The sequence below is a fragment of the Kineobactrum sediminis genome, assembly GCF_002868715.1.
In the GTDB taxonomy this organism is placed as follows: domain Bacteria; phylum Pseudomonadota; class Gammaproteobacteria; order Pseudomonadales; family Halieaceae; genus Kineobactrum; species Kineobactrum sediminis.
The window spans coordinates 22,717-44,943 of record NZ_PKLZ01000002.1 but is presented as its reverse complement, the minus strand read 5'-3'; the positions used below and the strand labels follow the sequence as shown (position 1 = coordinate 44,943).

General features: G+C 59.7%; 21 protein-coding genes. 14 read left to right on the top strand and 7 right to left on the bottom strand.

Going from position 1 to position 22,227, the window contains the following annotated elements:
* Positions 1–41 precede the first annotated feature (41 nt).
* The 4 genes from gmk to CWI75_RS03735 all read left to right on the top strand — a co-directional run bounded on the left by gmk (position 42) and on the right by CWI75_RS03735 (position 3,722).
* Positions 42–659 (top strand): guanylate kinase, encoded by a 618-nt coding sequence (gene gmk, locus CWI75_RS03750; RefSeq protein ID WP_101520162.1) that lies wholly within the window; start codon positions 42–44, stop codon positions 657–659.
* Between the two features lie 224 nt (positions 660–883).
* Positions 884–1,144: a DNA-directed RNA polymerase subunit omega gene (gene rpoZ, locus CWI75_RS03745; protein WP_101520161.1), complete on the top strand. Its 261-nt coding sequence runs from the start codon at positions 884–886 to the stop codon at positions 1,142–1,144.
* Between the two features lie 41 nt (positions 1,145–1,185).
* Positions 1,186–3,342: a bifunctional GTP diphosphokinase/guanosine-3',5'-bis pyrophosphate 3'-pyrophosphohydrolase gene (gene spoT, locus CWI75_RS03740; protein WP_101520160.1), complete on the top strand. Its 2,157-nt coding sequence runs from the start codon at positions 1,186–1,188 to the stop codon at positions 3,340–3,342.
* A complete protein-coding gene (locus CWI75_RS03735) occupies positions 3,339–3,722 on the top strand; it encodes a RidA family protein (protein ID WP_101520159.1) in 384 nt (127 codons plus the stop codon). The genes spoT and CWI75_RS03735 overlap by 4 nt, the downstream gene beginning before the upstream one ends.
* Before the next feature lie 6 nt (positions 3,723–3,728).
* On the opposite strand, the gene CWI75_RS03730 is transcribed toward CWI75_RS03735, so the two are convergent.
* Positions 3,729–4,583, bottom strand: a complete 855-nt coding sequence (locus CWI75_RS03730) for a Rossmann-fold NAD(P)-binding domain-containing protein (protein ID WP_101520158.1) — start codon at positions 4,581–4,583, stop codon at positions 3,729–3,731.
* Between the two features lie 119 nt (positions 4,584–4,702).
* Between CWI75_RS03730 and recG the strand changes: the two genes are divergently transcribed.
* A complete protein-coding gene (gene recG / locus CWI75_RS03725) occupies positions 4,703–6,769 on the top strand; it encodes an ATP-dependent DNA helicase RecG (RefSeq protein ID WP_206604633.1) in 2,067 nt (688 codons plus the stop codon).
* Positions 6,770–6,806: 37 nt separating this feature from the next.
* On the opposite strand, the gene CWI75_RS03720 is transcribed toward recG, so the two are convergent.
* Both CWI75_RS03720 and CWI75_RS03715 read right to left on the bottom strand, forming a co-directional pair.
* Positions 6,807–7,373 (bottom strand): DUF1415 family protein, encoded by a 567-nt coding sequence (locus CWI75_RS03720; protein ID WP_101520156.1) that lies wholly within the window; start codon positions 7,371–7,373, stop codon positions 6,807–6,809.
* Positions 7,370–8,740: an FAD-dependent oxidoreductase gene (locus CWI75_RS03715; RefSeq protein ID WP_101520155.1), complete on the bottom strand. Its 1,371-nt coding sequence runs from the start codon at positions 8,738–8,740 to the stop codon at positions 7,370–7,372. Before CWI75_RS03715 ends, CWI75_RS03720 begins: the two co-directional genes overlap by 4 nt.
* A gap of 185 nt (positions 8,741–8,925) precedes the next feature.
* Here CWI75_RS03715 and CWI75_RS03710 point away from each other — a divergent pair, with 185 nt between their 5' ends.
* Genes CWI75_RS03710 through CWI75_RS03700 form a run of 3 tightly spaced genes read left to right on the top strand, consistent with a single transcriptional unit; the run spans position 8,926 to position 11,678 of the window.
* Positions 8,926–9,594, top strand: a complete 669-nt coding sequence (locus CWI75_RS03710) for a chorismate--pyruvate lyase family protein (RefSeq protein WP_162299979.1) — start codon at positions 8,926–8,928, stop codon at positions 9,592–9,594.
* Positions 9,595–9,628: 34 nt separating this feature from the next.
* On the top strand, positions 9,629–10,501 hold the full coding sequence (ubiA, locus tag CWI75_RS03705) for a 4-hydroxybenzoate octaprenyltransferase (protein WP_101520153.1): 873 nt from the start codon (positions 9,629–9,631) through the stop codon (positions 10,499–10,501).
* A gap of 7 nt (positions 10,502–10,508) precedes the next feature.
* Positions 10,509–11,678, top strand: a complete 1,170-nt coding sequence (locus CWI75_RS03700) for a GNAT family N-acetyltransferase (RefSeq protein ID WP_101520152.1) — start codon at positions 10,509–10,511, stop codon at positions 11,676–11,678.
* A 35-nt stretch (positions 11,679–11,713) separates the two neighbouring features.
* Here CWI75_RS03700 and CWI75_RS03695 read toward each other — a convergent pair whose 3' ends face one another.
* Together CWI75_RS03695 and yaaA are read right to left on the bottom strand one after the other, a co-directional pair.
* Positions 11,714–13,180, bottom strand: a complete 1,467-nt coding sequence (locus tag CWI75_RS03695; RefSeq protein ID WP_101520151.1) for a flavin-containing monooxygenase — start codon at positions 13,178–13,180, stop codon at positions 11,714–11,716.
* Positions 13,181–13,215: 35 nt separating this feature from the next.
* Positions 13,216–13,995 (bottom strand): peroxide stress protein YaaA, encoded by a 780-nt coding sequence (gene yaaA / locus CWI75_RS03690; RefSeq protein ID WP_101520150.1) that lies wholly within the window; start codon positions 13,993–13,995, stop codon positions 13,216–13,218.
* Between the two features lie 102 nt (positions 13,996–14,097).
* Here yaaA and CWI75_RS03685 point away from each other — a divergent pair, with 102 nt between their 5' ends.
* Genes CWI75_RS03685 through CWI75_RS03675 form a run of 3 tightly spaced genes read left to right on the top strand, consistent with a single transcriptional unit; the run spans position 14,098 to position 16,413 of the window.
* Positions 14,098–14,610: a TRAP transporter small permease subunit gene (locus CWI75_RS03685; RefSeq protein WP_101520149.1), complete on the top strand. Its 513-nt coding sequence runs from the start codon at positions 14,098–14,100 to the stop codon at positions 14,608–14,610.
* Entirely contained in the window at positions 14,610–15,971 is a 1,362-nt protein-coding gene (locus tag CWI75_RS03680; RefSeq protein WP_101520148.1) for a TRAP transporter large permease, read from the top strand. The genes CWI75_RS03685 and CWI75_RS03680 overlap by 1 nt, the downstream gene beginning before the upstream one ends.
* A gap of 49 nt (positions 15,972–16,020) precedes the next feature.
* Positions 16,021–16,413 carry an acyl-CoA thioesterase gene (locus CWI75_RS03675; protein WP_101520147.1) on the top strand — a complete coding sequence of 131 codons (393 nt, stop codon included), beginning with the start codon at positions 16,021–16,023 and terminating at the stop codon, positions 16,411–16,413.
* Here CWI75_RS03675 and CWI75_RS03670 read toward each other — a convergent pair whose 3' ends face one another.
* Positions 16,414–17,580, bottom strand: coding sequence for a TRAP transporter substrate-binding protein (locus tag CWI75_RS03670; protein WP_101520146.1), 1,167 nt, complete (start codon positions 17,578–17,580; stop codon positions 16,414–16,416). It lies immediately after the preceding gene.
* A 129-nt stretch (positions 17,581–17,709) separates the two neighbouring features.
* On the bottom strand, positions 17,710–19,860 hold the full coding sequence (gene uvrD, locus CWI75_RS03665; protein WP_101520145.1) for a DNA helicase II: 2,151 nt from the start codon (positions 19,858–19,860) through the stop codon (positions 17,710–17,712).
* Positions 19,861–19,931: 71 nt separating this feature from the next.
* On the opposite strand from uvrD, the gene CWI75_RS03660 reads away from it, so the two are divergent.
* The 3 genes from CWI75_RS03660 to CWI75_RS03650 all read left to right on the top strand — a co-directional run bounded on the left by CWI75_RS03660 (position 19,932) and on the right by CWI75_RS03650 (position 22,190).
* On the top strand, positions 19,932–20,822 hold the full coding sequence (locus CWI75_RS03660; RefSeq protein ID WP_101520144.1) for an SIS domain-containing protein: 891 nt from the start codon (positions 19,932–19,934) through the stop codon (positions 20,820–20,822).
* 81 nt (positions 20,823–20,903) lie between these two features.
* Entirely contained in the window at positions 20,904–21,746 is an 843-nt protein-coding gene (locus CWI75_RS03655; RefSeq protein ID WP_162299978.1) for an SPOR domain-containing protein, read from the top strand.
* A gap of 75 nt (positions 21,747–21,821) precedes the next feature.
* Positions 21,822–22,190, top strand: coding sequence for a hypothetical protein (locus CWI75_RS03650; RefSeq protein ID WP_101520142.1), 369 nt, complete (start codon positions 21,822–21,824; stop codon positions 22,188–22,190).
* Positions 22,191–22,227: the final 37 nt, after the last annotated feature.

Sequence of the window (22,227 nt, the reverse complement as noted above, 5' to 3'; positions counted from 1 at the left end):
CTGCCAGTCGATCGTGCACCCGCAAAAGGACTGTCACCAGAATGAACGGCACCGGAACCCTGTATACCATCTCCGCACCCAGCGGCGCAGGTAAAACCAGCCTGGTAAATGCGCTGCTTGAGCGCTGTGAAGCACTGCGCGTCTCCGTATCGCACACGACCCGGCCCCAACGGCGCGGCGAGAAGGATGGCGTGGACTACCACTTTGTTGATGAGGCCGAATTTCAGGCGATGCTGGACAGGTCGGCCTTCCTTGAGCATGCGCGGGTCTTCGGCAACCTCTATGGCACCTCCCGGGCCTGGGTTGAAGAACAGCTCGCAGCCGGCACTGACGTGATTCTGGAAATTGACTGGCAGGGCGCGCAGCAGGTCAAGCAGCAACTGCCGGCAACCCGCGGGATCTTCATTCTGCCGCCATCGCGAGAAGCCCTGGAACAGCGCCTGAATGGTCGCGGGCAGGACGACCCGGAGGTCATCGCGGCGCGCATGACCCAGGCCGTGGAAGAAATGTCCCATTTCACCCAGTCCGATTACCTGGTGGTAAATAATGACTTTGACCAGGCCCTGACCGAACTGGCGGCTATAATTACCTGCCACCGCCTGGCGACATCACGCCAGCAACAGGCTCTGGGCGGACTGCTCGACAACCTCCTGAATTAGGGACGAAAAAGCGCCACTGCCCCCCGGCATGCGCGCGGTAACTGCATTATTCACGCCCGCATCGGCGCGGGCACTGGACCTTACCGGGTATAAACAGGGTATAATCGGGGGTTCCTCCGGCGCAGATGCCCTGCCCGGGCCGGAAGTCTCAACAGCGGGCCTCCGGGCACACTGTTTGCAATGGCCCTCGCCGGGCCCCCAGCCACTAAGGGATTGAATCACACATGGCACGCGTAACTGTTGAAGATTGTCTGGAAAACGTTGATAACCGCTTCGAGCTGGTAATGGTTGCCAGCAAGCGCGCCCGTCAGCTTGCCACGGGCGGCAAAATCCCCCTTGTCGACGAAGAGTCGGATAAGCCCACTGTTATCGCCCTGCGCGAAATTGCGGAAGGCTTTGTTAACGCCAGTATTCTGACCCGTGAAGACGAGATGGATGCGGAAGACGAACTGGCCTCCGTCATGGAATCCCACGAGTCCCTCTAATGTCCCGCGGGCCTCGTTGGTGAGCACTCACGGATACTGACATGCGTACCATCGATGCCCTCGATTCCACCCTGCGCAGCTACCTGAACCTCGAGCAGACGCAACAGGTACGCAGAGCCTACTATTTTGCCGAACAGGCGCACTTTGGCCAGATCCGGCGCAGTGGTGAGCCCTATGTAACGCATCCCCTGGCCGTCGCCGGCATTCTTGCCGAAATGCACATGGACCATCAGAGCCTGATGGCCGCCATGCTGCATGACGTGATTGAGGATACCGGGATCGACAAGAGCGCCATCGGCGGCCAGTTCGGGCCCGCAGTGGCCGACCTGGTGGATGGGGTTAGCAAGCTGACCCAGATGGAATTCAGCTCCCTGGCCGAAAAACAGGCGGAGAACTTCCAGAAAATGGCCCTGGCAATGGCGCGGGACATTCGCGTAATCCTGGTCAAACTGGCGGACAGGCTGCACAACATGCGTACCCTCGGGGTGCTGCAGCGCGACAAGGCACGGCGCATCGCCAAAGAAACCCTGGACATCTATGCCCCTATCGCCATGCGCCTGGGCATGAATGCCGCCCGCATTGAGTTCGAAGACCTCGGCTTTGGCGCACTCTACCCCATGCGAGCACGACGTATCGCGGCCGCCATGCGCGCCGGTAGCGGCAATCGCAAGGAGCTGGTAGACAAGATCAGGCACCAGATCGAATCGACCCTCGAGCACGAGGGCCATGATGTCGAGGTGATCGGTCGCGAAAAACACCTGTATAGCATCTACAAGAAAATGAAATCCAAGAAGAAGTCGTTCGCGGAGATCATGGATATTTACGCATTCCGGATTATCGTCGACTCGGTAGATACGTGTTACCGGGTGCTCGGCTGTATCCACAGTCTGTACAAACCTGTACCGGGTGAGTTCAGCGATTATATTGCGATACCCAAGGCCAACGGCTATCAGTCCCTGCATACGGTATTGATGGGCATGCACGGGGTTCCGATTGAAATCCAGATCCGCACCCGTGAAATGGAAGATATGGCCAACAATGGTATTGCTGCACACTGGCTGTACAAGACCGAGGGACAGTCTGCCAATGCCAGCCATGCGCGGGCCCGTGAGTGGGTGCAGGGGCTACTGGAGATGCAGCAGCGTGCGGGCAACTCGCTGGAGTTTATCGAAAGCGTAAAGATTGACCTGTTCCCCGATGAAATCTATGTGTTTACTCCCAAAGGGCGCATTCTTGAGCTGCCCAGGGGCGCAACCGCGGTGGACTTTGCCTATGCCGTGCACACGGATGTCGGCAACAGCTGTGTCGCGTGCCGCATCAATCGTCGGCTGGCGCCCCTGTCGGAGCCCCTGCAAAGTGGCCAGACGGTAGAAATCCTTACCGCGCCAGGGGCCCGACCCAATCCGTCCTGGTTCAATTACGCGGTAACAGCCAAGGCGCGCACCAATATCCGCCACTTTCTCAAGCACCAGACCCAGGACGACTCGGTTGCCCTCGGCAGGCGCTTGCTGGACAAGGCGCTGCAGGGGTTCGGTAGTGGCCTGGAGCAGTTACCCCAGGAACAGCTGCAGGATTACCTGCAGCGCCATGCTTACGAGGGGCTTGACGACCTGCTGGCCGATATTGCCCGCGGTAATCGCCTGCCGCCGATTACCGCCCAGCAAATCCTGGGGGAGCTGACAGCCGATCAACTGGGGCCGGTAAACCGGAAATTACAACCGGTAGCGATCCGTGGTACCGAAGGTTTCATGGTCACTTACGCCCGCTGCTGCCACCCGATTCCCGGCGATCCCATCGAGGGCTACCTCAGCCCGGAAAAAGGGGTGGTGGTGCACCGGGAACGCTGCAAAAACCTCGCTGAAATGCGCGAGCATCGGGAGCGCCTGGTTGCCTTGCGCTGGGACAATGAGGTTCAGGGTGAATACATGGCCGAGCTACGTATCGAGGTGGAGAATCGCCGGGGTATGATTGCGGTGCTCGCCACGCGCATCAACAGCATGGGTGTGAATATCGAAAAAATCTCAACCGAAGACAAAGACTACCAGTTCACCTATGTTGATCTGGCGATGCAGGTAACCAACCGGGTGCACCTGGCCAGGATCATGAAACGCCTGCGTACGGTAAGCTCCGTACGCAGGGTCATACGACTCAAGAACGAGGCGCCCATCAGGCGTCCCAAAGCGGGAGTAAACCGTTGACTAATCGCGCCATAATTTCTACCCCTGATGCCCCGACCGCAATCGGACCTTATTCCCAGGCTGTGAAGGTAGGCAATACCGTCTGGCTATCGGGGCAGATTCCACTGGTGCCCGACACCATGGAGCTGGTTACCGGTGACATTACAGCCCAGGCCAAGCAGGTGTTTTACAATCTTGCCGCTGTGGCCGAGGCCGCGGGTGGCACCCTCAATAATGCGGTAAAAATCAATATCTCCCTGACTGACATGGCGGATTTTGCCGCGGTCAACGAAGTAATGATGGAGTTCCTGCAGGCGCCTTACCCCGCTCGCGCCTGCGTACAGGTAGCTGGGTTGCCGAAAGGGGTCGCTATTGAAATTGAGGCTATCCTGGCCCTGTAGCGGTCTTTATCGCTCGCGCAGGACAGCGCTATAGCCGCTACGGTAGTCGGGATAGCGCAGGCGGTAACCGCTGGCGTGCAGGGCGAGGTTGCGGCAGCGTTTGTTGCTACCGGCCCGGGCATCTGCCGGACGCTGCCGCCAGTCGCTTACCCCCAGCTGGCGTGCCAGCCATTGTTCCACCTCGAATTGCGGGGCCGGTTCGTCATCCACTCCGATCATCACCGTGGGCGGAGCACTACCTGAACGCCAGCGGGAAACCAGCCACGCCAGCAGGCCACCCACATCATCCCGGTGAATACGATTGCTATAGCGCAATGGCGTTTCAGCACAGAGCTCGCCGCCGGCAATCCGCCGTAACAAAGAGCCCTCGGGATCACCATAAATACCGGTACAGCGCACAATGCAGGTCGGATGAGGCGACTCGAGCAACAGCTGTTCTGCGGCGATAATTGCCAGCGCCGAGGGGTCGTCCGTTACCAGTGGACTGGTTTCGTCTACCCAGGCGCCATCAGTGCCGGCCAATACCCGGGTACTGGATACCATAATGATACCGGCCGGTCGATGGTTGCCCAGACCCGCCAGCAGATTGGTCACAGTATCGGTAAAACCACGACGGTACCCCGCCTCACCGGACCCCGCCGGCTTGGGCGTGATAATAATAAAGTCCGGCGCCAGCGCCTCAAGTTGCGCAACACCGCCCTCTTGCACCGTATAATCGGCAGCGAGGCCGGCAAACCCCGATGGCAGGCGACTGATGTCCCGGCGCAGGCCGGTGACCGTGAAATCCTCCCGCAACAGCAGGCCCCCAGCCCGTGCACCGAGATCACCGCAGCCCACAATCAGCACGTTATTGGTCTTCATATCGCCTTACCCAACTGGTTACACTATGAGGCTTTCGGATAATGACCCGGCCACCATGACAACAGTGTACTGCAGCCAGCGTAAAGACGCCTCTGTGCCCCACTTCGGGGGACTTGTGTTTGGGCGTACTTGATCACCTGCCGGTTAGCCAGTTGCGCGGAGTCGGGCCCCGGCTCGCAGCGCAGCTGGCCGATTACGGGGTAACACACATTGAGGACCTGCTGTTTCACCTGCCGCTACGCTACCAGGATCGCACCCGTATCAGCCCGATCGGCGCACTTCAGGAAGGCAGCGAGGCCACGATTGAAGGGGAAATTCGGGTTGCGGACATCGCTTTTGGCCGCCGCCGCAGCCTGGTGGCAAGAATTCAGGACGGTAGTGGCACGTTAACCCTGCGCTTTTTTCATTTCAGCGCAGCCCAGAAAAACGGCCTGCAGCCTGGCACCCGCCTGCGCTGCTTTGGTCAGGTTCGGCGCGGCAGCAGCGGCTTTGAGATTTTCCATCCCGAGTACCGCGCCCTCGACGAACCATTGCCGATGGACGAGACACTCACCCCCATCTATCCCACAACCACCGGAATTGGCCAGAACCAGTGGCGCAAACTCTGTAGCCAGGCCCTGCTCTATCTGGAAAAGGCACAACCGGCGGACCTGTTGCCCACAGGCCACGGCATCGGTTTCAGCCTGGTAGCGGCATTGCATTATCTGCACGCACCACCACCGGACGCGCCACTGGCGCAATTGGTGGCGGGGGAACACCCGGCGCAGCTACGGCTGGCACTGGAGGAGCTGGTTGCCCATAACCTGTCGCTGTTGCGCCTGCGCGCCCGTCAACAGTCAGTACCTGCGCCGTCGCTGCCGATACACAGCGCCGCTGGATTGCAGCGGGCGCTGCTGAACAGCTTGCCCTTCAGCCCGACCGGCGCCCAGCAGAGGGTAATTGGAGAGATCGCCACAGACCTGGCCAGGCCGCTGCCGATGCTGCGCCTCGTGCAGGGTGATGTCGGCTCGGGTAAAACCCTGGTGGCCGCCTGCGCTGCGCTACAGGCCATTGCCAGCGGCTATCAGGTGGCACTGATGGCACCCACCGAAATACTGGCCGAACAGCACCGGCACAACTTTTCAACCTGGTTTGAGGCCCTTGATATAGAACTGGAATGGCTCAGTGGGCGGGTTAAGGGCAAATCCCGACAAGCGGCTATTGAGCGCATCGCATCCGGGGTCGCCGGCCTTGTTATCGGTACCCATGCCCTGTTCCAGCAGGATGTGGTCTTCAACCGCCTCGGACTTGTGATCGTCGACGAGCAGCACAAATTCGGCGTACACCAGCGCCTGGCACTGAGCCAGAAAGCCCTTGACCAGGGCCGCGCCCACCAGCTGGTACTCACCGCCACCCCTATTCCCCGCACCCTGTCGATGGTGGCCTATGCCGACCTGGACTGCTCGGTCATAGATGAACTGCCACCCGGACGGCAACCGGTCACCACAGTGCTGGTAGACAGTAGCCGGCGCGAGCAGGTGGTTACCCGGGTGGCCGATGCCTGCGCCCGGGGTCGCCAGGCCTATTGGGTCTGCACCCTGATCGAGGAAAGTGACGCACTGCAGGCACAAGCCGCGGAAGCCACCGCGGAAGTGCTGCGCGAAGCGCTGCCCGACCTGCGAGTGGGCCTGGTACACGGGCGTCTCAAGCCGGCGGAAAAAGCAGCGGTAATGGCCGCATTCAAGGCCGGTGAACTGGCATTGCTGGTGGCCACCACAGTGATTGAGGTGGGGGTGGATGTGCCCAACGCCAGCCTGATGATTATTGAAAACCCGGAGCGTCTCGGCCTCGCCCAGCTACATCAATTGCGTGGCCGGGTCGGCCGTGGCGGTGGTGCCAGCCATTGCGTACTGCTCTATCAGACCCCGCTGTCACACACCGGTAAACAGCGACTGGCAGCGATGCGGGAAAGCAATGATGGCTTTTATATTGCGGAGCGGGACCTGGAGCTGCGCGGACCGGGGGAAGTACTCGGTACCCGGCAGACCGGGTTGATGACATTTCGCGTCGCCGAGTTACCGACCCACAATCACCTGCTGGACCAGGTGCAGGAGATCGCAGCGAAGCTGCAGCAGGGCGACCCGAGAGTGGTGGATGAGCTGATTCAACGCTGGACCGGCAGCCGGGCCCGTTTTGGCGATGTGTGAAGCGTTGTCGTACCCCGCGCCGAGCGGGCAGGATGCCTCAGGAGCTGCGCAACAGCGCCAGTTGCCGGGCCAGCTGTTCGCGCCCAATGCCATTGAGCCTGGCTATGTTGTTCCCGGGTATTGATTGGGGGTCCGGATAGTCCGCCAGCACCCGCTCCACCATGTCTTCGCGCAGCAGGTGAATCACTGGTAGTGGCGCACGATTACTGTAATGGCTTGCAGCATCCGCCGCCTCGCCGGCAAACAGGTAATCCGGGTGAAAACTCGCCAGCTGGATGTGCCCCTCCAGGCCGGCTTCGATCAGCAGTTCGTTGGCCAGGTCGAGGAAATCCAGGAAGTCATCAAAATCTATCAGGCCGGCAGTAAACGCCAGCAGGGTTGTGGCAATCTCCCGCTCCGGGCTGCGCTGGAGCAGATCCAGTTCTTCCAGCACCTGCAGCCGCATCTGCTCCAGCCCATCGGGGGTGTCCGGGGCGGCGCAGCAGACAATACGCAGGGCGGGCGAGTGCAGCAAAGGCCTCGCGAAAGGGCACAGGTTCAGGCCCGTGACAACGGTCTCGAGCCAGGCCCGGAGTTGCCGCTCTGCCTGCTGTTGCGTGCTCAGGGGAGAATCGCGGGCAGCGCTTTCTGCAGTTCCAGCTTGGCTTTGGTGGCATCACCGGTGAGGGCGAAGCCCAGCAGGTCGCCTGCGGCACTGCGAAACTCGGCCCGCACGTTCTGGCCATCGGCCTGAATCTGCCACTCCCCTTCAGCGCCAATCGCCGGTGGTGCCACCACTACCGGACAAGCGGGTGTCTTGATGGTGACAGGCATTGGCGGGTAGACCACCTCTGTGGGTTCGCCTGCCAGGGTTTTCCCCAGTGCCCGCGATGCCGCAACCAGTGGCGCGACATACACCAGGACCTGTCCGGCTACTTCGGCGCAGTCGCCGAGCGCGTAGACGTTGGGGGCGCTGGTCGCCAGCAGGCGGTCGGTCACGATACCGCGGTTGATATCGATGCCGGATGCCGCGGCAAGATCCGTACGTGGACGTACACCCACCGCAGACAGCACCAGATCGGCATTGATGGTCTCGCCATTGTTAAGGCCGACAACCACACCCTGCTCGGCCAGGTTTACCGAGGTAACCAACGGCCCGAAATGGAACCTGGCCCCTTTGGCTTCCAGGGCGGCCTGCACCGCGCGGCCGGCGGGCTCGGGAAGCAGGGTGGGCAGGCAGTAGGCAAGTGGATCGACCACTTCCACTTCAAAACCACCGTTGAGCAGGTCATTGGTAAATTCACAGCCAATCAGGCCGCCGCCAATGATGCATACTTTGCGTACGCCATTTTTATGTACCGCGGTGCGGAAATCGTCGTAATCCAGCAGATCGTTGACCGAATACACCAGGTCCATACCGTCTCCGGCGATCGGCGGCTGAATAACGTGCGCACCGAGCGTCAGCACCAGCTTGCCATAATGAATGGCCGTCTCGGTATCGCCGACCTTGATAACCTGGTTGGCAGTATCAATGGCGCTGACCCGGGTCATGGTCCAGACGCTGGCCTTGAGCTGTCGGGCCATGCTGCCGGCATCCAGCTGGGCCAGGTCGCTGGCGCTGGTGTCTTTGGTATAACCGGTGGATAACATGGGCTTGGAGTAGGAACGGCCATCATCGGAAGTGATGAGAATCAGCGGAGTGTCGCTGTCGTGCTTGCGAAACTCCCGGGCCACGCCATAGCCTGCCAGGCCGGTCCCGATAATCACCACCGGCGCGTGCACTGGATCCGCCACCGGTTCTTCGTGGTGCGGCGTTTCGTCAACCGGCGCCTCTTCGATCAGCTCGAAATCTTCCTTGCCAACGCCACAATCCGGGCACAACCAGTCTTCAGGGACATCTTCCCACCGGGTACCGGGTGCAATGCCGTCATCGGGCCAGCCTTTGCTTTCGTCGTAAACCAGGCCACAGACGATGCATTCCCATTTGCTCATACCGAAACTCGCTCTTTGTCAGTTTTGTACACCCGGACAACTCACCCCAAAGCATAGCAGGCAGCCCGTTGCGTAAAATTCGAGCCAGACACTATAAAGTTGTCACCAGAATGTGCAAGGGCTTTAATGCACTGTCGCCGCGAGAAACATCGGCTGGTTTAAACAGCCTTGCATGCAGCGTTGCCATGTCGCATGCTCCGCGTTTATCTGCTACCGAGATTCACATCGTGCCCGGACTACGCCTGGCAAACAATCCTCGAGACCCTCGCTGGCGACCCGAGCGGCAGTTCACTGCAACCACTCTGCCGCGGGACTGTCGCCGCTGGCTGTTGGATGACAGCTCTCTGACCGCGCGTCTTGTGGCGCTCAATGCAGGCGCATTCAGCGTCAGGCGCCTGTACCAGGGCTGGCAGGTGCCCCTGCCGTCGGAGCAGCGCCTGCTGCAAATACCACCGCGCCAGCGCGCCCTGGTGCGTGAGGTTGTCCTGCAACTCGACGGCAGGCCGGTAGTGTTTGCCCGCAGCCTGTTCCCGGTCAGCAGCCTTGCCGGTGAACTGGCCCATCTGCGCAGGCTGCAGAATCGTTCACTGGGCGCAATCCTGTTCCGCTACCCCAATATGCGTCGAAGCCCTTTTGAGCTTACCCGTATCACCGGCAACAGTACGTATCTGGCGCCTGTGGTCAGGCAGGCAGAGGATGCCTGGGCGCGACGCTCCTGCTTTGAGCTCGGCGGCAAGCGGTTATTGGTGAGCGAAGTCTTTCTGGAAGGTTTCAGGCCCTGGGAGGGTTTACTGGCGGTACATCGCAGCCGCCGGGGCAAGGTTAACGCTGCAATTAGATCCACAAACCATTAAGCTGATCGCTTGTTCACCAGGCTATTTTCGTACCATGCTCCAACACGCCAGAATTTCAGCTCTGCTGCAACTGATCCGCTTCGATAAACCTATCGGCACGCTGCTGTTGCTGTGGCCGACCCTGTGGGCGCTGTGGATTGCTGCCGAGGGCGTCCCGGACTATCATTTGCTGGCGATTTTCATCGTTGGCACCTTCCTGATGCGCTCTGCCGGCTGCATAGCCAACGACCTGGCGGACCGGCACCTGGATGGCAGTGTCCAGCGCACACGGGAGCGACCACTGGTGACCGGTCGGGTGAGCGTTAAAGAGGCGCAAATCCTGTTCCTGCTGTTGTGCCTGGCTGCTTTCGGGCTGGTGCTGCTGACTAATGCGCTCACGGTAATGCTGTCTGTTGTCGGCCTGCTGCTGGCGGCAACCTACCCTTTCATGAAGCGTTACACCTACTGGCCCCAGCTGGTGCTGGGAGCGGCCTTCTCCTGGGCCATTCCCATGGCCTTTGCTGCCCAGCTGGGGTCGCTTCCCGCCGCCCTGTGGCTGCTCTATATTGCCAACGTGCTGTGGACAATGGTGTTCGACACCCAGTACGCGATGGTGGACCGGGACGATGACCTGAAGGTCGGCATCAAGTCTACCGCGATCCTGTTCGGGGACGCCGACCGGTTGATCATCGCCGCGCTACAGGGATTGTGCCTGCTGGCGTTGCTGATGGCGGGTCTGCGTTTCGAGTTGGGCGCCATTTACTACCTCAGCCTGGTTGTCGTGGCCGCGCTATTCGGTTATCACCAGTACCTGATCCGAAGCCGCGACCGTTCAGCATGTTTTCGCGCCTTCAGGCACAATAACTGGGTGGGGCTGGTAATTTTTGTGGGCATCGCCCTGGATTACGGCATCACCGCCGGCCACTGAGGGCATTATGGGCGATCTGGACAGGGCAACGACGGTACCTGATGCCGAGTTCATCGATTCCCTGGCTGCGGTGAGCGCTGCCGAGTGGAATCGGGTTGCCGGGACCGACTACCCATTCCTGCGCCACGAATTCCTGCTGGGCCTGGAGCAAACTGCCTGTACGACCGCCGAAACCGGCTGGCAGCCCTGCCATCTGTTGCTGCGCCAGAAGGGAACCCTGGTTGCCATTCTGCCCCTTTACCTCAAGGGCCACTCCTATGGCGAATATGTGTTCGACTGGTCCTGGGCTGAAGCCTGGCAACGGCAGGGGCTGGCCTATTACCCGAAGCTGGTTTCGGCAATCCCGTTCACGCCCGCAACCGGCCCGCGCCTGTGTTGCGCGCCCGGGCTTTCGCGCGAGCAGGGCTGGGACTATGCGCTGGCCGCTATCCGGCAATTCGCTGGCCAGCGCGGGCTATCATCCTGGCATCTGCTGTTTCCGGAGGAAGCGGTTTCACAGCAGTTACTGCAACGCGGCTTGCCGCAGCGAATGACCACGCAATTCCACTGGTTCAATGACAATTACTCCTGTTTCGACGATTTTCTCGCCACTTTCGCCAGCCGTAAGCGCAAAAACCTGCGCCGTGAGCGCGCGCGTATCCATCAGCAGGGCCTGACCCTGAAACTGCTGCGTGGTGTTGAAATCCAGCCGCGACACTGGCTGCAGTTTCATCACTTCTACCAGATGACCTACGCCAAACGCAGCGGTCACGGTGGCTACCTGACCCGGGAGTTTTTTCTTGAAACCGCGCCGGCCCTGGGTGAACAGGTGATAATGGTCATTGCCGAGCAGGCGGGAAGAGGTGTGGCAGCGGCTCTATACTTCCGTTCGGCAGATACCCTTTACGGGCGCTACTGGGGCTGCATTGAGGAGTTTGACTGCCTCCATTTCGAGGCCTGTTACTACCAGGGTATCGAGTACTGCATCGCCGAGGGGCTTAAACGCTTTGACCCGGGCGCCCAGGGCGAGCACAAGATCCAGCGCGGTTTTCAACCGGTGCTCACTTTCTCCAACCACTGGATTGCAGACCCCCAGCTGGCGGCGGCAGTGGCGGACTTTACCCGCCGCGAGCAACCTCATATTGAAGCCTACACCGCCGAAGCGGCCAGCCTGCTGCCGTTTCGCCAGGACAGTTGACGCACAGGAAAGGCCCTTGCAGCCACCGTGACGACTTACTGCATGTCAAAGTCAGCAAAGTCCGGTGACCGCATATGCCACCAGTAATACAGGGTTGAGCGCGGCCAGTTGTTAACCACCTTGCCGGCCGCGTTCTTGTACCAGCTGTCACAGCTGGCCACCCACACCGTCTGCGCCAGCTCTCCCTGCAAATGATCGTTGTAGGCACGCATCACCGCCGGGTTTACATCCAGCGAGTGCAGGTTGTGCGCCAGCAGCTTTTCAATACAGGCCACCACGTAATCCGTCTGCCGCTCGACCATGAAGATAATGGAATTGCTGCCGAGGTTGGTGTTGGGACCATAGAGCATGAACAGGTTGGGAAATCCCGCAACACAGACACCGCGATAAGCCTCGGCACCACTGGCCCAGGCCTCCCGCAAGCTGCGTCCGCCACTGCCACTGAACTCCACTCCCGACAACATGTCCTGGGTACGGAATCCGGTGCCATAAATAATGATGTCTACCGACCGTGGCTGCTGATCCCCGGCCACTACACCCTCCTCATCGACGCAACTGATCGGTGAGGTCACCAGCTCCACATTATCGCGGGTAAAGGCCTGATAGTAATCATCCGACACCAGGATCCGCTTGCAGCCGACGGGATAATCCGGCGTCAGTTTGCGGCGCAATTCCGGGTCGTGGATGTGCTCGTTGAGATGGTCCCGGGACCATTTGGCCCAGAGCGGGCGCAACAGCCGGCTGCCGGCTCTCAGTACCGGGTAGAACAACCATTCACCCCGCAGGTAAACGCCCAGGCGATGCAGCTTCTGCAACCAGGGCCAGCGCGCAAAACGGCGTTTTTCAGCCTCTGAGTAGAATCGATCCTCGCGCTTGACCACATAATTTGCGCTGCGCTGGTAGACATACAGCTGGTCCACCTCTTTTGCGATTTCGGGAATAAACTGCAGGGCGCTGGCGGCGTTGCCAATGACCGCGACCCGCTTACCGGTAAGATCGATATCGTGGCGCCAGCGGGCGGAGTGAAACTGCTCCCCATCGAAACTCTCCACACCCGGTAATTCTGGCGTATTGGGCAGGTTGAGCTGGCCCAGGCCACTGACCAGTGCTTTCGCCCGCAACTGCTCACCGGTTTCCAGGATTACCTCCCATTCACCGGAAGTATCGTCAAAATGAGCGGAGCGCACGCCGGTAGACAAGCGGAGCCTGTCTTCCAACCCATATTTGTTTACGCAATGCTCAAAGTAGGCGCGAATCTCGTTGTGGGGCGAATACTTGCGCGACCAGTTGGGATTTGGCTCAAAGGAGTAGCTATACAGTACCGAGGGTACATCACAGCAGGCACCCGGGTAGGTATTGTCGTACCAGGTGCCGCCGACGCCGGCCGATTTTTCCAGAATGAGAAAATCGTCAATACCACGTTCGCGCAGACGGATGCCCATACAGATGCCGGACATGCCGGCGCCTATGATGATTACCTGGTGAGTTGGTGCAATGCTCATCGTTGATCCTTGTTATTGGTGATTGGCACAGTTACTCAGGTCGAAGGAGCCTCGCGCGTAAAGACCGGTTCCCGAGGGCCCGATTCCTTCTTGTTGTAGCGGTAGCCGTCGCTATCAAAGGCAAGCAGGCCATCGGCGTCATTCAGCTGCCGTTCAATAATAAACCGGGCCATCCGTCCGCGGGCTTTCTTTGCGTAAAAGCTGACTATCTTGTATTTACCATTCTTCCAGTCCTTGAACTGGGGGGTAATGATGTCGGCGTCCAGTGCCCGGGGTTGTATCGCCTTGAAATATTCGTTGGAGGCGAGGTTCACCAACACCTTGCTGCCACTTTTTGCCAGCTGGCTATCGAGCTCACGGGTAAGTCGGTCACCCCAGAACTGATAGAGGTTGGCACCGCCGCGATTGGCAAATTTCAGGCCCATCTCCAGGCGATAGGGCTGTATCAGGTCCAGCGGCCGCAATAACCCGTAAAGCCCTGAAAGGATCCGCAGGTGCTGTTGGGCGAACGCCAGCTGCTTTGTGTCCAGGCTATCGGCATCCAGGCCCGTATACACATCGCCCCGGAACGCGAGCACCGCCTGCTTGGCGTTGTCGAGACTGAACGGGGCGGCCCAGTTATGAAAGCGCCTGCAGTTGAGGTCGGCGATCGTCTCGCTGACGCCCATCAATTCCCGTATATCGGCGGGGCTGAGTTCGCGAGCCTCGGCAACCAGCGCCTCGGACTGCTCCAGAAAACCGGGCTGGGTATGCTTGCGAGTGCCCGGCGGCGTTTCAAAGTCCAGCGTTTTCGCCGGAGAGATTAAAGTCAGCATGAATCCGTATCCATAATACGCGGCAAGAATGAGCCAGGGCTTTCACCTGTATAACCCAGCTATGATACCCTGCACCGATTTGTTCAAAAAGACCAATAAAAGATGCGTGTGTTGCACCTGCTGGTTAACTCCATTGATCGCTTCACCGAGGCCTGCGGACGCCTGCTCGCCTGGCTGGTGCTCGCGATGGCATTATTGACCACATCCGTGGTCGTGCTGCGCTACGGCTTCAGTATCGGCTCTATCATGGCCCAGGAGGCCATCATCTACCTCCACGGTTGCGTATTCATGCTGGGCGCCGGGTATGCTCTCAAACACGACAGCCACGTGCGGGTGGATATCTTTTACCGGCGCTTGAGCCGGCGCGGGCAGGCCTGGGTTAACAGCCTGGGAGGCGTACTGCTGCTGCTACCCCTGTGCGGCTTCATTTTACTGATCAGTCGCGACTATGTAACCGCCTCGTGGATCATTCGCGAGAGTTCACCGGAACCGGGAGGCATACCGGCAGTGTTCCTGCTCAAAACCCTGTTGCCCCTGCTGGCACTCAATCTGCTGCTGCAGGGCCTGGCGGAGACCCTGCGTAATGTCGCCCTGTTGATTCGGGAAGGCAGCTGATGGACGGCTATATCGCACTCTACATGTTTGCTGCCGTCTGCCTGATACTGATGCTGGGCTACCCGGTGGCCTTCACCCTCGCGGGCACGGCGCTGGCCTTTGCAGCGGTGGGTATTATCGCCGGCCATTTCGACCCCGCGTTCCTCGCGGCACTGCCGGCGCGCCTGTTTGGCACTATCAGTAACGATACCCTGATAGCGGTACCCCTGTTCATCCTCATGGGGGTGCTGCTGGAAAAATCCCGGATCGCGGAACAGCTTCTCGGCACCCTGTCACGCAGCTTCGGCTCCCTCAAGGGGGGGCTGGGGATCGCCGTGGTACTGGTGGGCATGTTGCTGGCAGCCAGTACCGGCATTGTCGGTGCCACCGTAGTTACCATGGGCCTGCTGTCCCTGCCGAGTATGCTCAAGGGTGGCTACAGTCCTTCACTGGCGGCGGGCACCATCTGCGCCACGGGTACCCTGGGGCAGATTATTCCGCCTTCCATCGCCTTGGTACTGCTGGGCGATGTGCTCTCCAATGCCTATCAGCAAGCGCAGCTGAGCATGAATATCTTCAGCCCCAAAACGGTGTCCGTGGGGGACCTGTTTGTTGGCGCGCTGCTACCCGGCCTGTTGCTGGTGGCGTTATACCTGGGCTACATTCTGGTGATTGCGCGCCTGCGCCCGCAGCTGGCACCCAATGTGGAAACCGAACCGGTGACCGCCGCTGAACTGCTGGGTAGCCTGGTACCCCCCCTGGTGTTGATTGCGGTAGTGCTGGGCTCGATCCTGGTCGGTGCCGCAACCCCCACCGAGGCGGCGGGCGTGGGGGCGGTTGGCGCATTGTTGCTGGCCCTGGCAAAGGGTGAGATGCCGATTCCGCGGCTCCGGGAAGCCCTGCTTGATGCAATGAAGATCACCTGCATGGTATTCATGATCCTGATCGGGGCAGCGGTCTTTTCCCTGGTATTTCGCGGCTTTGGCGGCGAGGAGCTGATCCATCATTTTTTCGAGCAGATGCCCGGTGGCGTATTCGGGGCAACCCTGGTGGTGATGCTGCTTATTTTCCTGCTTGGATTCATCCTCGACTTTATTGAAATTACCTTTGTGGTGGTACCGATTGTAGGGCCCATCCTGATGATGATGGGGCTGGACCCGGTCTGGCTGGGCATCATGATCGCGCTGAACCTGCAAACCTCCTTCCTCACGCCCCCCTTCGGTTTTGCGCTGTTTTACCTGCGTGGCGTGGCACCGCCGGAGTTGCCGACCAGTGCTATCTACCGCGGCGTGATTCCCTTTATACTTATCCAGCTTATGGTGCTGGTAGCCCTCTGGATCTGGCCGGCAATGGCAACCTGGTTGCCTTCGGTCGTAAATTAACAGGCTCCACCAATGCCATTAACCAAACCCGACAATAATCAGGCTCATCATGAACGATATTGATTCCGCCCCCATTCCCCAGGGCGAACTGGCTCTGCAGACCATCGCCATGCCCCGGGACACCAATGCCAGCGGCGACATTTTTGGTGGCTGGCTGCTATCGCAGATGGACCTGGCGGGGGCTGTGACAGCCGCGGACGTAGCCGGTGGCCGTGTTGCGACAGTCGCCATCGAAGGCATGACTTTTCTCACCCCCGTCCATGTGGGCGCCGTCGTCGCCTGTTACTCCGATGTGCTGGAAATCGGTCGTAGCTCAGTGCGTATCGTGGTGGAGGTGTGGATCAACTCCAAGCACGATGGCGAGCCGATCAAGGTGACCGAGGGGGAGTTTGTGTTTGTGGCCATTGATGAGAAAGGCCGCACCCGCACCATCAACAACTGATTACTCGCGATCCATCACCTCATCCCGGACATTGATATAAGACTGTTCGGAGATATGATGGTATGCCCGCACACCCTCGTAGAATTCGCGATACGAGGCGTAGACCCTGGCCGAAAGAGGATCGCCGGCCGTCAATTCCTGCAGTGCCTGTTCGCTGGAACGATACAGGGCCTGCAGCACATCATCCGGCAGCCTTCTTAGTTGCACGCCATGATTATTCACCAGTTCCTGCAGGGCCGCATTATTGCGGGCGGTGAACTCATCCAGCATGTCCTGGTTTACGGCGCGCGTGGCCTGGGTAACAATGGCTTGCAGGTCAGCCGGCAGGGCCTCGTAGGAGTCCCTGTTGACAATAAACTCCAGCATTGCGCCAGGCTCGTGCCAGCCGGGATAGTAGTAATACTTGGCCACTTCGTATAGCCCCAGAGCCAGGTCATTGTAGGGGCCAACCCACTCTGCGGCATCGATCACCCCGGTTTGCAAAGAGGTATAGAGCTCGCCCCCGGAAATACGCACTGCAGTGCCTCCGGCGCCTGAAAAAACATCCCCGGCCAGGCCGGGAATGCGCATTTTCAAACCCTGCAAATCATCGAGCGAGTTGATTTCACTGCGAAACCAGCCCGCCATCTGCACCCCGGTACTGCCGCCCGCAAAGGGAATGATATTGGCCGGGGCATAGGCCTCGCGCCACAGCTCCAGGCCACCACCATAGTGAAACCAGGCATTCATCTCCTGGGCGTTCATGCCAAACGGTACCGCGGTGAAAAAAACCGAAGACGGGATTTTGCCCTTCCAGTAATAGGCTGCCCCGTGTCCGGCATCCGCCACCCCCTGCCGCACTGCATCGAACACTTCGAACGCGGGCACCATTTCGCCGGCACCGTATACCCGCGCGGTGAGCCGGCCACCGCTCATTTCACCAATAATACGGGCGAAGTTCTCCGGCGCCGAGCCCAGACCGGGGAGATTCTTGGGCCAGGTGGTTACGATTTTCCACTGATAGCGCGCCTGGTCACCACTGCCCGCCTGCACTCCGTCGCGCCCGGCAAGGACACTGATGCCCCCGGCCCGCTCGGCAGCCCAAAGGCCTATAACCAGGACCAGCGCTGCCAGCAGCAGCAGGATAATGGCCGGAGAATAACGGCGTTCGAAGGGAGATGGAGGCATGGTATCTGCTTATTGTTCGAAAACAAGTGGCTTGTGTTGGCGTGAGTCTATCGCGGCCGGATGTGGTTGGCCAGAACTCCAGTTACGGCTTGCCGCTGGCTGCTTACCCGGGACACTATCGATGCCGCATCATAACAATTGCAGTTTCGCGTATTGCACCACCAGCCACTTGCTGCCTTCGAAGTCGAAGTTCACCTCTACCCGGGCATTGTTGCCGCGGCCTTCGAAGTTCAGCACTACGCCTTCACCAAATACCTGGTGATATACCCGCTGGCCAAGAGACAGGCCGGTGTCGGGTACACTGGCCTGGGACAGGCTGCTGACCGGACGGCTGATAGCGGTGTGCAGGCGCACTTCACGCAACAATTGGGCCGGTATCTCGCGGATAAAACGTGACGGTGTGTTGTAACTTTCGCTACCGTGAATACGCCGTGACTCGGCGTAGGTAATGACCAGTTTCTGCATGGCCCGGGTGATACCCACATAACAAAGGCGGCGCTCCTCCTCCAGACGCCCCGGCTCTTCCAGAGACATGCGGTGGGGAAACAGGTTTTCCTCCATTCCCGCCAGAAACACCAGCGGGAACTCCAGCCCTTTGGCGGAATGCAGGGTCATGAGCTGAACGCTGTCTTCGTGGGCGTCGGCCTGGGCGTCGCCGGCATCCAGGGCGGCGTTGTCCAGAAATTGCTGCAGGGGCGAAAGCTCCTGCCCTTCCGGGCCGAATTGTTTGGCGGCGCTGACCAGTTCACCCAGGTTTTCCACCCGTGCCTGCCCCTTCTCGCCTTTTTCCCTGGCGTAGAAGTCCACCAGCCCGGAGCCCTGGATCACATGCTCGGTGAGTTCCTCAAGAGCGAGGTCATCGGTGCCGGAATCCAGCTCGTCGATCAGTACGGTAAAGCCCTCAAGCGCGGTAAGCGCCCGCGCGGGCAATACTTTTTCATCCTGTGCCAGGGCGATCGCCTGCCATAACGGCACGCCGCGGTCCCGCGCCAGCTGGCGCAGGATATCGAGGGTTTTGCTGCCGATCCCGCGCGGTGGCGTATTGATTACCCGCTCTACCGCGGCGTCATCACTACGGTTGGTCAGCAGCCGCAGATAGGCCAGTGCACTACGGATTTCGAGGCGCTCGTAGAAGCGTTGGCCGCCGTAAATGCGATAGGGAATGCCCGTGCGTATCAGGCCTTCTTCCAACACCCGGGACTGGGCATTGGAGCGATACAGTATGGCGACAGAGGCACGCGTATTACCGTCTTCTATCCAGCTCTGGGCCTGTTCGACAATAAAGCGCGCCTCATCCTGCTCATTGAAACCGGCGTAGACCGATATCGGCTCACCGGATTCACCGTCGGTCCACAGCTCTTTGCCCAGGCGACCGGCATTGTGCTCGATAACGCCGTTGGCCGCCTGCAGAATAGTCTGTGTAGAGCGATAATTCTGCTCCAGCCGCACGATACGGGTGTTCGCGAAATCCTCGCCGAAGCGCTGGATATTCTCGATTTTGGCACCGCGCCAACCGTAAATCGACTGGTCATCATCGCCCACGGCGACCACCGGAATAGAGTCGCCGGCCAGTACTCTCAGCCAGGCGTACTGGATGGTATTGGTGTCCTGGAACTCGTCCACCAGAATCTGCCGGAAGCGCTCGCGATAATGCTTCAGTACCGAAGGGCTGTGCAGCCACAATTCATGGGCGCGCAATAATAATTCGGCAAAATCCACCAGACCGGCACGCTCACAGGCAGTCTCATAAGTCCTGTAGACCTGCAACATGGTCTGGGCAAAAAGGTCACCGGCCGGGGGGTCTATATGGGCGGCACGCAGGCCCTCGTCTTTCTGCCCGTTGATGTACCACTGCGCCTGCTTCGGCGGCCAGCGGGATTCGTCCAGATCCAGTTCCCGACAGACCCGCTTCACCAGCCGCAGCTGGTCGTCGCTGTCCAGAATCTGGAAATTCTGTGGCAGCCGCGCCTCTTTCCAGTGGGCCTTGAGCAGCCGGTGGGCAAGGCCGTGAAAGGTGCCGACCCACATACCCCGGGCGGGGATACCCAGCATTTCCTCGATGCGGTTGCGCATCTCGCGCGCCGCCTTGTTGGTAAAGGTTACCGCCAGAATAGACCAGGGCGAGACATCCCGGGCGCGGATCAGCCAGCCGATACGGTGCACCAGCACCCGGGTCTTGCCGCTGCCGGCACCGGCCAATACCAGCAGGTTGGGGCTGTCGTCGGCAACCGCTTCACGCTGGGCATCATTCAGGGGGGAGAGAATATCTGTTACATCCATCGCGCTATTCTACCTAATTTATGAAGCCGGCTCACCGGTTCCTGCGCGGTAGCGGCCTTAAATGTATAATAATGATCCCACCCATCGAGGCAGCCAAGGTCGTGGCGAAACAAAAGCAACCCATACTGCGTGCAATAGAAGGCCGGCTCGAACAGCTGAGACCATCGGAGCGCAAGGTGGCCCAAAGAGTGCTGGCAGATCCGGAACAGGTCATCACTATGCGCATTGTTGATCTCGCCGCCGCCGCGCAGGTCAGTGAGCCCACCGTTGTACGTTTCTGCCGGGCGATAGGTTGCGAGGGCTTCCAGAATTTCAAGCTGGCGCTGGCGCGGAGTATTGAACCGAGCACAGGCCATGAACCTTTCAGTTTGAGCGAACTCGATACTGCCCGCGACTATACCTATAAAGTGTTCGCGGCCACCATGGAAACCCTGGGCAGAGTACGGGACACCCTGGACACCGACGCCATTGAGGTAGCGGTGGATGCCCTGTGCAACGCCCGACGGGTAGAGTTCTACGGATTTGGCGCTTCAAGCCCGGTAGCCATTGATGCCCAACACAAATTTTTCCGGCTGCAAATTGCCAGCGCGGCGCACTCCGACCCGCACATCCAGGCCATGGCAGCCATGTCGATGACGGCCGACGATGTGGTCGTCGCCATCTCCCAGTCCGGGCGTAGCACCGCACTACTGGAAGCCATGGACCATGTGCGTGCCTCGGGCGCCGCGGTCATTGGACTGGCACCGGGCAATACCCCGGTGCTGGAGCGTTCCACCATTCCCATCCCGATAGATGTGACCCCCGCCAGCGAGGATAGCTATAGCCCACTACCCTCGCGCATAGCCCACCTCACGGTGATTGACGTACTGGCCGTGGGCGTATTCAAGATGAAGGGGGCCGAGCTCGACCGCCATATGGTACGACTCAACCGGGGACTGCAGACGCTGCGCAGCCCAGAGTAAACCTGCCGAAAAGCCTCTCTCCCGGCGCATTGCATGCGACCCTCTGCTATCATCCGCACAGAAGTGCCCCGGAGTGACAGTATGAATGACGACAAACGCGATGGCGAAGACCAGGACGATACCACTGATGATGAGTGGAACCCCTGGCTTGAAGACGAAGAAGAGTACGATGACGATGACGGTGACGAATCGCTGGATTTCGAGGATGAGAATCACCCTGACAGCGATCTTGAGGAGCCTACCGATGAAGACAACTGGGAGGAGCCCGCAATAGGCAGCAGCCAGACTACTGCTCCGGGGCGCTTTACCGACACCTGGCCGCTGGGTCTTGTCGCGGTTGCCGCGGTCGCCCTGATCCTGCTGGCCGCAGGTGGTTACGGGATAATGAAACAGCGCTCGGCCATGGAACAGACGATCCGGGATCTTCAGGCGCAGCTGGCTGTCGCCGGTGATCCGGCTGAAATAGCCAGCGCGCGCGCGTCGCAGCTGGCGATACGCGAGGAGAACCGTGAACTGCAAAGCCGCCTGGGCAATCTGGGTGACGAAAATCGCCAGCTCAAGGATACCCTGGCGGGACTGGAGCAGCAGTTATTGGCGCAACAGGAAGCCACTGCCCAGGCAAAGTCCAGTACCACAGTGGAACCAGCGCAGGAAAGCCCGCCATCAAAACCGGCGCCGACTGCCGGCAATACGGGCTGGTTTGTAAACTTCAGCAGTTACGGTAACCGCGCTCTGGCAGAAGAGTGGGCCTCAAGACTCAAACCCGCAAGCGGTAAGGTCGTGGTCAGCAGCACTGAACAGAATGGCAGGACTTTATACCGGGTGAGGGTGGTCGGCCTGGCCACGGAAGCACAGGCCCGGCGTGAGGCTGAACAGCTTGCGCGGGACTACGACCTTGGAAAATTATGGGTCGGTCGCGATTAAATGGTATCGCTGCCATCTTGGCAGGAGGCAGCCGGGCTGCTACAGTTTCCCCGATTTTTCCTAAGGAGTATGACTATGAAACCTGTTAAATACGCCCTGGCAATGCTGTTCGTAGGCAGCTCCATGGCAATGGCGGCTGAATGTGTCCAGCCGGAAGCACCCACCCTTCCCGACGGCGCTTCCGCCAGCATGGAAGAGATGATTGCAGGGCAGCAAGCCGTTAAAAGTTTTCAGGCAGAAAACGTCGAGTACATGCGCTGCCTGGACGAAGCCATGCAAAAAGCGAGAGTCGCCGTGGAAAAGGGTAAGGGCGACCCAGAGGCCAATCAGGCCATTTACGCCGATGCCGTAGACGCCTACAACGAAGCGGTGTCTATAGAAGAGTCGGTGGCCGGCCAATTCAATACTGAAATTCGCGAATACAAGGCCGCCAACCCCAGCTGACCCTCACCTGTACCGCAGTGCTGCCCAGGGCACGCTG